Origin of the sequence: Burkholderia sp. Bp9012 (assembly GCF_003853825.1) — a bacterium.
GTDB lineage: Bacteria > Pseudomonadota > Gammaproteobacteria > Burkholderiales > Burkholderiaceae > Burkholderia > Burkholderia diffusa.
The window spans coordinates 1-10,065 of the sequence record NZ_QTQA01000055.1; the positions used below are offsets into that span (position 1 = coordinate 1).

The following is a 10,065-nucleotide window of genomic DNA, read 5'->3' on the forward strand; positions in this document are numbered from 1 at the left end:
GTATGCCGGCCTGCTCGAGAAGATCGAGATCCTGCGTTCGATGCTGCGCTGGGCACCCAAGCTCGAGCGTGCCGACATCGAGAAGCTGCTCAACCAGGCGAACGTGCTGCGCGACGAAGTCATGCAGATGTCGCGCAAGGAGCGCTTCGTTGAGGCCGCCGTGGCCGCGCCGCAGACGTCCGATGCGACCGATGCGCAGGACGCGCCCGCACCCTCCGTGCAGCGACGCCGGCAGGCGTTGATCGAGCGCAGTTTCATCTTCGAGGGTATTTTTGGCGACAATCCGAAGCTGCTCGCCGCACTCGAAATCGCCGAAAAGGCGGCACCGACCGATCTGCCGGTGCTGATCGACGGCGAGAGCGGGACCGGCAAGGAGCTGATGGCGAAAGTCATCCACGCGAACGGGGGGCGCGCCGACCGCCCGTACATCTCGGTGAACTGCGGCGCGATTCCCGACAACCTGCTCGAATCCGAGCTGTTCGGCCATCGGCGCGGCGCGTTCACCGGCGCGTCGAACGATCGCAAGGGCAAGTTCGAGAGCGCGCACTCCGGCACGATCTTCCTCGACGAAATCGGCGAATTGCCGCTGTCGGGGCAGGTCAAGCTGCTGCGCGTGCTGGAGTCGCACGAGATCCAGCGGGTCGGCTCGGACGAGCCGATCAGCGTCGATACGCGCATCGTCGCCGCCACCAACAAGAATCTGCGGCAATTGAGCGAACAGGGGCTCTTTCGCGAGGACCTGTTCTACCGCCTGAGCGTCATTCATCTGACGCTGCCGGCATTGCGCGAGCGTCGCGATGAAATTCCGCTGCTGCTCGCCTACTTCGGCGACGAGGCGGCAGGGGCACTGAAGCGCAGGCCCGTCAAGACGACGCCGAAGCTGCGCGACTTCCTGCTGACTTACGCTTATCCGGGCAACATTCGCGAACTGCGCAACCTCGTCTACCGTCTGTCGTGCCTGGCCGGCGAGATCGCGGATATCGAGCACTTGCCCGAGGACATCCGCCCGAAAACCGTGTCGAGCGCCGAGCGTGCGACGGATGACGGCCTGCCGGGCAGGCCGATGTCGCTCAGCGACGCGAAGCGGGCCGCAAGCGACGAGGCGGAGCGGGCGTTTCTCGAACGCGGGTTGCAGGAGACCGGCGGCACCGTGGCCGAACTGGCGCGCCGTTGCGAGATGAACCGGTCACACCTGCAGATGCTGCTCAAGAAGCACGGCATCCGCTCGAAAGCATTCCGTCATCGGGACGGCTCGACGCCTGACAAGGACGCGTGAGCGTCGCGCGGGTCCGCTCGATCGTTCAGCGTTGCACGGCAGGATTGGCGAGCGTCCGGTCCGACGCATCGGGATCGTCGGCGCGGATCACGACAGCGGTGATGTTGTCCCGGCCGCCCTCGCGCAATGCGAGGTCGACGAGCATGTCCGTTGCGCGCGCGCAATCGCCGCAGGCGAGGGCGGCCGAGATGTCGGCTTCGTCCATCTCGTTGCTCAGGCCGTCGCTGCACAACAGAAACATGTCACCGTCGCACACGTCGATGCGTCGTTCGTCGAGATGCAACTGCTCGGCGGCGCCGACGGCGCGCGTGATCAGATGCTGCGACGGGTGATGGCGCGCCTGCTGCGCGCTCAGGTGGCCCTGGGCCTGCAGTTCCGCGACGTGGCTGTGGTCGAGCGTGAGCTGCGTCAGGTGTGCGTCGCGGTACAGGTAGATCCGGCTGTCCCCGGCCCACAGCCAGCCGCACTGACGGCCGCTCGCCAACAGCACCGCCACCGTGCTGCCGATCAAGCGTACGCCGCGCTCGGCGGCCGATGTGCGCAAGTGCAGGTTGACAGCATCGAGCGCGGTGCGCGCCGCCTCGATGAAATCCGCCAGCGTGGCCGGGGTGGCCAGCCGTTCCAGCGCCTGCACGATCATCCGGCTCGCGAGGTCGCCGGCCGAATGTCCACCCATGCCGTCCGCGACGGCCCACAGGCCGCGGTGCGGCAACGCGAGGCAATCGTCCTCGTTGATCTCGCGAACGAGGCCCACGTCACTGCGTGACGCCGAAGTCCATTGCAGTTCTGCGCTCACGGCGCGCCATTCCCTTTCGTCCAGTGCCTGCTCATGCCGGTAACGGGCTTGCGAACATGCATTGGCGGTTGGCGTGAAGATGCTAGACGAGCCGGTTCCTGCCGTCCGCACCCACCCCGACCGCAATGTTCGCGCCGGGCGCCGAGTTCGTGACGTCGACGTTCTGAATCTGGTTGAGGACCTGATTCGCGTAGAACGTGTTGTACGTCTGATAGAGGTTCACGACGGGCCCGAACGCCGGCGCCGGCGGCGCGTAGGGCTGGATCCAGCCGAATACCCACGGCGCGCCCGCGCCGCGGATGAACGACATCGTCTTGCGGTCGATGTCGTGCTGCATGTGAAGGTCGGTAATTGCGAGCGTGGTCATGATGAGTCTCCGAATGGGGCCTGCCGACGGACCGGGTAACCGATACGTGCAAACCTCGTGCCATGCGTGACACAACCCGCGTGCGTTGCCCGGGCGCGTGCGTCGATCCGGTGAGCGCCGCACGCGGCAAGGCAAGGCGTCATCGACACGCGATGCTTGCATGCTAGTGCGTCGCGCCCGTGTCCTGCAATGGTTGTACGCAAGCCAACAGTTGCGCGCACGAACGTGGCCGCGAACCCGACACATGCCCCGGCAGACGCAAACGGCTGTCCGGCGCGCCGACTGGTGCTGTCACACCAACGAAATCCCCGGCAAAGGGTTGGCCGCGCGGCGACAGTACGGCACCCGGCTCGCCGCGCATGTCCCGTCGAGCTTTGCGCGACGGGCTCCGGCTGATTGGCACGCTTGATGCAGGTTAGTTGGCAACCGGCTAACCCCTTGCGCAACACGGGCGGCCGCCAACCAGCAGACGGAGCCAGTCATGGAACGCGATCTTCAACCAGTGAACCGCGCTGCGTCCCGCACGGCTGTCGGCGCTGCGGATGCAATCGCGCACGCGGCTTCGCTGCCCGGCCGCGTCGACGCACTGCTGCCTGGCGCACACCTGGTTTCCGATCGTGCCGGTTACAGCCATCACGGCATCTACGTCGGCGACGGGCGCGTCGTCCATTACGCGGGGCTTTGCACGTCGCTGCATCGCGGCCCGATCGAGGAAGTCACGCTCGAACGCTTCGCCGCCGGTCATGTGGTTCGCGTCGTGCCGCATCCGTACGCGGCCTATGCGGGGCGCACCGTGGTGCTGCGCGCACGTTCCCGTCTCGGCGAAAACCGCTACCGCCTGCTGACGAACAACTGCGAGCACTTCTGCACGTGGTGCCTGGAAGGCACGGGCTACAGCGAGCAGGTTCGCACGTGCGTCATGCATCCGCGGACGGCGTTCCGGTTCGCGCTGTCCGTCTGCCGCGCGCTGCTCGTGGCGCGGCGTGCGGGCGGACGGTGCACCACGGTCGCCATCGCCGCCGCATGAGCGACGTCCCGGCGCGTTCGACATTGCCACGAGAGGGCTCAAATGAACGGGATCGCATCATCACTGCGCATGCAGGTCGACAAGTGGCTCGCGCCGAGCGCACGCGTGCCGGCGCGCATCGTGCGCTTCAGCCGCATGCCTGCGCAACGGCGGCGCTTTGTCTGCGTCGAGGCCGTGCATCCGGCTGGCACGATCGCGATCTTCTTCTTTCGTCACGACGACGGCTCATGGTGGGTGTTCCCGCCGGCCGACCAGCGGCCAGCGATGACGGTGCGAGCGGCCTGAGCGGGCACGCGGCGTGGTGTGTCCGTCAACGCAACAGCGTCGGACGCGCCGGCGACGCCGTTGCGTCGCCCACCGGTGCACGCGCCGACGCGGCATTGCGTGCGTCAGTGTGCAGATACGGGAACGGTTGCGGCGCGAGCATCGTCTGATGCGCACGTACCTTCGCGCCACCCGCGATGGCGGCCATTGCCTGTTTGTCGAGGTCGACGCTTTCGGGAAGATCGTTGATGACGAGCACGCCCATGGTTGGCTCCGCGAAATCGGATGGGAGAAGCGTGAGGCGGGCAGCCATGCAGCATCATGCGATGTGCCGACTACCCGGGATCTGTCCAGTATAGGTTCCGCCGCACGGCCGCGCGGCCTGGGAATGCTAGTTCCGGCACCGATTGCACAGGGCGTTACCGCGGACTAGTATGATTTGTTAGACATCCTGTCAGAAGGCCGGCGGACGGTGCGTCGCGCGGTCGAATTCGTCTGACGATGGCGTGGCGGCGACCGCGAGGCGCCGAAGCGGGTCGGCAAGCTGAAGCTGAGTAGACGGCATACGAATGATGAGCTTTGCGCAGCTGATTCAGACATTCCAGAGCGGGGCGCTGTCGCAGGACGCGTTCTTCTCGGAGATCGACCGGGTGCTGGCGACCGATCAGGTCGATTGCGCACGTCTGCGCGAAGTACTCGACCAGACGCAAACCACGCAGCCGCTGTCGGACGCTATCTATGCGGAAGTGCTGAAGCGCATCGAGCGATGTCATGACAGGACGGCATCCGCGGGCGATGCAACCCGGATCCAGGAGAGCCCGCTTCGGCCGGAGGCGTGGTCAGCCCCACCGTCCGGTCCGTCGGGCGGCGCGATGCCGGTCGACGGCGAACGCGTGAAAGGCATCGGCGATACGCTGAACGGGCGCTTCGTGCTGGAGGAGTGCCTGGGCGTCGGCGGGATGGGTACCGTGTACAAGGCGCTCGACCTGCGCAAGCTGGAGGCCTCGGATCGCAAGCCGCACATCGCGATCAAGGTGCTCAATGTGCAGTTTCGCGGCCAGCCGACGTCGCTGATCGCGCTTCAGCGTGAAGCCCGCAAGGCGCAGACGCTCGCCCATCGCAATATCGTCACCGTCTACGACTTCGATCGCGACGGTCCGCTCGTCTACCTCACGATGGAGTATCTGTCAGGCCGGCCGCTCAGCAAGGTGCTGCGTGCGCCGGACTTCAAGGGCATGCCGCTCGATGCCGCGTTGCCGATCATCGCCGGCATGGGCCAGGCGTTGGCCTACGCGCATGAACGCGGCTTCGTCCACTGCGATTTCAAGCCCGCCAATGTGTTTCTCACCGACCGCGGCGAAGTGAAGGTGATCGACTTCGGGATCGCACGCGCGTTCCAGCGGCGCGACGAGGATCCCGACGTGACCGTGTTCGATCCGGCGAGCCTTGGCGGCATCACACCGGCCTACGCGAGCCCGGAGATGTTCGAGCATCTCGAGCCGGATCCGCGCGACGACGTCTACGCGCTCGCCTGTGTCACCTACGAATTGCTGACCGGACGCCATCCGTTCAACCGGCTGTCGGCCACCCAGGCGCGTCACGACCACTTGCGGCCCGAGCGCCATCCCGGTCTGGATCGCACGCAATGGCGAACCTTGAGCGCCGCGTTGTCGTTCGACCGCGCGACGCGCACGCCCAGCGTCAATCTTTTCCTGGAGGGCATGGGCGTGTTCAGTCGCCCGACGCGGGCGTCGGGCGTACGAACAGGGGTGACCGTGGGCGCTTGCACGGTGGCGGCGATCGCCGTGCTCTGGTACGGCTACGAGGCGCTTTCGCGCAGCGGCGAAAAGCGCCCCGCCGCGGACACGGTCGTGCACGCGTCTGCCGGTGGCGGAGGTGGTGCGACGGCAGGCGCCGCGGCCGGCAGCGCGCCCGCGGCCGCCGCGAACGCCGTGCCCGCTGCCGCCAGCGTGCCACCGCCGGCACCGCCACCGGCGATCTCGCTGGCCTCGGTGACGGCTGCGCTGTCGCGCATCCCGTGTTCGGCGCTGGACGCGTCGGTGCAGGATCACGTGCTGCAGGTGCGCGGTTACACGGAAGCCGGTGTCGGTATCGGACGCGTGCGAACCGCGCTCAGCGGCATGGCGGGCGGGCAGACGGCCAATCTCGACGTGCGCCCGGTCGATGCCCACAATTGCGAGATCGTGAGCGCGCTTGCCCCGTACTGGCGATCGAATTGGGCCGCGTCACACGCCGCGTCGATCCGCACGCGCGCGCCTGATGCGCATCTCGCGGAAGGCAACCCGCTGGTCATCGACATCACGACACCCGGTTACGACTCGTATGTGAACGTCGATTACTACGTGCTGAACGGGAGCGTCGTGCATCTCGTGCCAAGCAACCGCGAACGCGACAACCAGGCGCCGCCGAATTACGCCGCGACGATCGGCAGCATGGGCGAGTGGGTGATCGGCAAGCCTTTCGGGACCGAGATGATCGTGCTCCTCGTCACGCCCGCGCCGCTGTTCGACGGGATGCGCCCGCCATCCGAGCCGCGTGCCGCCTATCTCGCGGCGATCGAGCGGCAATTGAAGCTGTTCGAGGCCAAATATGGCGAGGGGCGCATTGCCGCCGATTTCGTCCAGATCACGACGCATGCCAACGGCAGCTGAGCGAGCGGGCTCGCGCGTATCAGCGGCCTAGCGATTCCGCCGCCTTGTGAATGGCCTTGCGGATGCGCGGAAACGTGCCGCACCGGCATGCGATGTTCTTCATGGCCTCGTTGATCTGATTGTCGTCGGGGCGAGGGCATCGCATGAGCAGGGCCGTGGCGGCGATCAGCTGTGCGCTCTGGCAATAGCCGCATTGCACGACGTCGACGGCAATCCACGCGTTCTTCAGTGCGCGCGCTTCCACGCTGTCCAGCCCTTCGACGGTCGTGATGCGCGCGCCGTTCAGCGTCCCGACCGGGAGTTGGCAGGCGGGCACGGCCTGATCGTTCAAGAGCACCGTGCATGCACCGCAGACCCCGACGCCACAGCCGAACTTCGTGCCGGTCAGCTTGCGTTCGCAGCGAATCACCCAGAGCAGCGGGGTGGCGGGCTCGGAATCGACATGAGCGGTTTCCCCGTTGATACGGACTGACACCATCGGTCGTCTCCTTGGTCGGGTGGGCTCGGCTTGACGAACGGCAGCGTGCGATGGCGCACGCCCGTGAGTGAATACAGCGCATTCGCCACGGCCGCCGCGATCGGCGGCGTGCCCGCTTCGCCGACGCCGTGCGGCTCGGTCCCGCCTGCCACGACTTGCGTGACGATCTCGGGACACGTCTCCATGTTGACGAGCGGATAGCTGTCGAAATAACGCTGTGCGACTTGCCCGTTCTCGATCGTGATCGCCTGCTCGAGCGCGGCCGACAATCCGAAGATGATCCCGCTTTCCATCTGCTGCTCGACGAGATTCGGATTCACGGCCAGCCCGCAGTCGATCACGCAGACCACGCGCGTCACGCGAAAGCCGTCACCTTCCTGCCGGACTTCGGCGACTTGCGCGACCACGCTGCCGAACGACTCATGCATCGCCACGCCGCGTGCGCACCGCGCGCCGGTCTTGTCACGCCATGCCAGCGGCGAACGCCAGCCGGACAGCGCGACGAGCGCCCGCAACACGGCCGCATGGCGCTGGTGCGCCGGCTGCTTGAGCAGGTCGAGGCGAAACTGGATCGGGTCTTTCCGTGCCAGCGCGGCCATCTCGTCGATGAAGCTCTCGACGAAGAATGCCTGATGCGAGTGCCCGACGGAGCGCCAGTAGCCAACCGGAACCGGGAGCGTCACCGTAGTGTGCTGGACGAGCATGTTGTCGCATTCGTAGGGCAGGTCGAACGCGCCTTCCGCCGTGGTGGCGTCGGGCAACCGTTTCGCGGCGAGGCTCGGCATGCCGAAAGTGCGAGGCATCGCCTGCGCGCTGATCGACTGGCTCGCCGACATGCCCTTCCAGGCCACCAGCCTGCCGCTCGCATCGATCGCGCCGCTGTATCTCGCCACACAAGCCGGGCGGTAGAAGTCGTGCGTCATATCCTGCGGGCGCGACCAGATCGTCTGTACCGGCCGCCCCTTCGCATGGAGCGCGATGGCGGCCGCCTGCGTGATGAAGTCGACCTCGAGCCGCCGGCCGAATGCCCCGCCGATCAATTGCTGATTCACGACCACCTTGTCTTCGTCCAGGCCCAGCAGCGCGGCGACCGCCTTGCGTGCCACCATCGGGACCTGCGTGCCGCACCAGATCGTTGCCGCGTCGTCGTCGACACGCACCGTGCAATTCATCGGTTCCAGCGGCCCGTGAGCCAGGTAGGGCACTTCGTACTGCGCGACGAACGGCTTCGCGCGGACCAGCGCCGCATCGGCGTCGCCGATGGCGTAGAACACGTGGCGGCCCTCGTCGCCGTCGATGGCGTGCGCCAACGCCGTGCGGACATCCACGCTATTCACGCCGGCAGCCGGCCCGTGATCCCATGTGACCGACAACTGGCACAACGTCCGCATCGCGATGAAGGGATTGTCGGCAATGACGGCAACGCCTCCCGTTCCACCGTTGGATGGCTCGATCCTGAAGATGCCGGTCACGCCTTTCAGGCTGGCGACCCCGGACTTGTCGAAATCCAGTGCATTTCCGCCGAGTGTCGGGCACATCGTGACACTCGCATACAGGAGCTTGTCCGGAAGCACATCGATGCCATAGCGCGCGCTGCCATCGAGCTTCGCGTGCGCCTCGATGCGGCCCAGCCGTTTCCCGACCAGCGTGAACGCCTTTGGGTCCTTCAGGGCGACATGTGGCGGGCGCGGCACGTCCCGCGCGAGCTCGACAAGTTCACCGTACGTCGCAGAGCGTCCCGACCGATGCAGCACCACGCCGGCTTTCGTCTCGCATTCCGCGACGGGCACCTGCCAAAGCTTCGCCGCGGCGCTGCACAACATGACGCGGGCCGTGGCGCCCGCCTCGCGCATGGGTCCCCACAGATCGATCATGCTCGTCGATCCTCCGGTGACCATCGAACCCAGGTAGCGTGCGCCATGGCGCGCCAACGCCGCCGCGCCGCGAGCGATCAGGCTGTCGTCGTCGGGGCGAAATGGCAGGCCCTCGGCGAGGGATTCACGGTCCTTGTAGATCGTGTCGAGCGGAGACATGACGATGCGGACCCGGGGCCAGTCCGCATCGAGCTCTTCCGCCAGCAACATGGCCGAGCCGGTATGTATCCCCTGGCCCATTTCGGATTTGCTCATGACGATCGTCACGTCGTTAGACAAACTGATCATCACCCAGCCGTTCAGCGGCACATCGACGCGTGACGTCTCCAGCTGCGCGGGTATTTCCAGCCGGTCGTCGGGGCGCCACCATGCCCAACCGACCACCAGCATGCCCGCCGCTCCCGCACCGCCCAACAGGAAGGTTCTGCGCTTCAACATGATGTGGCCGCCGACATGTGTTGGTCGAGTCACGGCGCATTCGGCGAACCACGCCCACGCGCCTCGACAATTCAATGTTTCAAACACAATCCGACATTTCATTGCTGCTGCAATCACCTATATTAGTCACTGATATCGGCAACCGAGAACCAGAAAGTGATGTTCGTTTGAAACAAGCGCTGAAGACGCGGCCTGCTGTAGCCCGAGGGACGTCCGTGGCTTCCGGGACGCGAAGCGCATCGTTCCGATCGCTTTGCATGCACCACCCACCGGAGGTTGTTGATGCTTGTCGATGAGGTTCACGCTTTGCGGACCGGGGTGGCGCGAGTGCAGGCGCTGGCATCGCGTGCGACAGGCTGAGGGACCGGGCTATATCGTGTGCGGCGATGCGGCGGGCTATCTCGACCCCGCGACAGGCGACGGCTTGCGTTTTGCCATCGCTTCCGGCCTGCGCGCGGGCGCGATTGCCGTCGCGGTTTCGCTCATCCCGATCAAAGAAGCCCGCCAGGAGACGGAACCTGGCGGGCTTGAAACGCCGCGGGACAAACCCGCGGCGGACTGGAGGACTTCTGTCGTTCGGTACCACGCTAGCGAATACGGCGACCACTGCGAGGCCGCATGGCGACACTTACAGGCCCATCTTCGCGACCACCAGACCGCCAAGGTTGTTGATCGAGTTGGTCACGCTGGTGAGATCCTGGTGGGTCGATGCATCGACCTGGGTCACCGGAGCCGTGATGGTATTCGGGCTGGCGAACGAGAAGCCACTGCCGGTAGCGATGTTGTTGATACCGGCGTTCTGGAACACGCTACCACCGCTGACGGCCGCCATTTCCTTGCGGCTGAGTTCGTGGGCGCGGGACAGGTCGTTGA

The 10,065-nt window shown here is 66.1% G+C and carries 10 protein-coding genes; 4 read left to right on the forward strand and 6 right to left on the reverse strand.

Annotation, left to right across the window (positions count from 1 at the left end; all coding sequences use genetic code 11):
- Window positions 1-1,276, forward strand: a 1,276-nt coding sequence (locus DIE11_RS35575) for a sigma-54-dependent Fis family transcriptional regulator (protein ID WP_148093066.1), incomplete at its 5' end; no start/stop codon positions are given.
- A gap of 25 nt (window positions 1,277-1,301) precedes the next feature.
- Here DIE11_RS35575 and DIE11_RS35580 read toward each other — a convergent pair.
- Both DIE11_RS35580 and DIE11_RS35585 read right to left on the reverse strand, forming a co-directional pair.
- The gene (locus DIE11_RS35580; protein WP_124629812.1) at window positions 1,302-2,072 is read right to left on the reverse strand and encodes a PP2C family serine/threonine-protein phosphatase; all 771 of its coding nucleotides are present in this window, start codon (window positions 2,070-2,072) and stop codon (window positions 1,302-1,304) included.
- An 82-nt stretch (window positions 2,073-2,154) separates the two neighbouring features.
- On the reverse strand, window positions 2,155-2,439 hold the full coding sequence (locus tag DIE11_RS35585; RefSeq protein WP_124617921.1) for a hypothetical protein: 285 nt from the start codon (window positions 2,437-2,439) through the stop codon (window positions 2,155-2,157).
- Window positions 2,440-2,920: 481 nt separating this feature from the next.
- Here DIE11_RS35585 and DIE11_RS35590 point away from each other — a divergent pair, with 481 nt between their 5' ends.
- Window positions 2,921-3,466 (forward strand): lecithin retinol acyltransferase family protein, encoded by a 546-nt coding sequence (locus DIE11_RS35590; protein ID WP_124629813.1) that lies wholly within the window; start codon window positions 2,921-2,923, stop codon window positions 3,464-3,466.
- 42 nt (window positions 3,467-3,508) lie between these two features.
- On the forward strand, window positions 3,509-3,751 hold the full coding sequence (locus DIE11_RS35595; protein ID WP_260437251.1) for a hypothetical protein: 243 nt from the start codon (window positions 3,509-3,511) through the stop codon (window positions 3,749-3,751).
- Window positions 3,752-3,776: 25 nt separating this feature from the next.
- Here DIE11_RS35595 and DIE11_RS35600 read toward each other — a convergent pair whose 3' ends face one another.
- Window positions 3,777-3,995, reverse strand: a complete 219-nt coding sequence (locus tag DIE11_RS35600) for a hypothetical protein (protein ID WP_124629814.1) — start codon at window positions 3,993-3,995, stop codon at window positions 3,777-3,779.
- 304 nt (window positions 3,996-4,299) lie between these two features.
- Between DIE11_RS35600 and DIE11_RS35605 the strand changes: the two genes are divergently transcribed.
- The gene (locus tag DIE11_RS35605) at window positions 4,300-6,402 is read left to right on the forward strand and encodes a serine/threonine protein kinase (protein ID WP_124629815.1); all 2,103 of its coding nucleotides are present in this window, start codon (window positions 4,300-4,302) and stop codon (window positions 6,400-6,402) included.
- 19 nt (window positions 6,403-6,421) lie between these two features.
- Here the strand turns inward: DIE11_RS35605 and DIE11_RS35610 are convergent, their stop codons facing one another.
- The 3 genes from DIE11_RS35610 to DIE11_RS35620 all read right to left on the reverse strand — a co-directional run bounded on the left by DIE11_RS35610 (window position 6,422) and on the right by DIE11_RS35620 (window position 10,024).
- Entirely contained in the window at window positions 6,422-6,880 is a 459-nt protein-coding gene (locus DIE11_RS35610; RefSeq protein WP_124629816.1) for a (2Fe-2S)-binding protein, read from the reverse strand.
- Entirely contained in the window at window positions 6,808-9,192 is a 2,385-nt protein-coding gene (locus tag DIE11_RS35615; protein WP_124629817.1) for a xanthine dehydrogenase family protein molybdopterin-binding subunit, read from the reverse strand. The genes DIE11_RS35610 and DIE11_RS35615 overlap by 73 nt, the downstream gene beginning before the upstream one ends.
- A gap of 628 nt (window positions 9,193-9,820) precedes the next feature.
- Complete coding sequence (locus tag DIE11_RS35620) at window positions 9,821-10,024, reverse strand: hypothetical protein (protein WP_260437252.1); 204 nt, start codon at window positions 10,022-10,024, stop codon at window positions 9,821-9,823.
- Between the last annotated feature and the right edge of the window lie 41 nt (window positions 10,025-10,065).

Coding starts and splice junctions, on each gene's coding strand:
- DIE11_RS35585 (WP_124617921.1), bottom strand. CDS start 2,439: ATGACCACGCTCGCAATTACCGACCTTCACATGCAGCACGACATCGAC.
- DIE11_RS35595 (WP_260437251.1), top strand. CDS start 3,509: ATGAACGGGATCGCATCATCACTGCGCATGCAGGTCGACAAGTGGCTC.
- DIE11_RS35610 (WP_124629816.1), bottom strand. CDS start 6,880: ATGGTGTCAGTCCGTATCAACGGGGAAACCGCTCATGTCGATTCCGAG.
- DIE11_RS35590 (WP_124629813.1), top strand. CDS start 2,921: ATGGAACGCGATCTTCAACCAGTGAACCGCGCTGCGTCCCGCACGGCT.
- DIE11_RS35605 (WP_124629815.1), top strand. CDS start 4,300: ATGATGAGCTTTGCGCAGCTGATTCAGACATTCCAGAGCGGGGCGCTG.
- DIE11_RS35615 (WP_124629817.1), bottom strand. CDS start 9,192: ATGTTGAAGCGCAGAACCTTCCTGTTGGGCGGTGCGGGAGCGGCGGGC.
- DIE11_RS35600 (WP_124629814.1), bottom strand. CDS start 3,995: ATGGGCGTGCTCGTCATCAACGATCTTCCCGAAAGCGTCGACCTCGAC.
- DIE11_RS35620 (WP_260437252.1), bottom strand. CDS start 10,024: ATGGCGGCCGTCAGCGGTGGTAGCGTGTTCCAGAACGCCGGTATCAAC.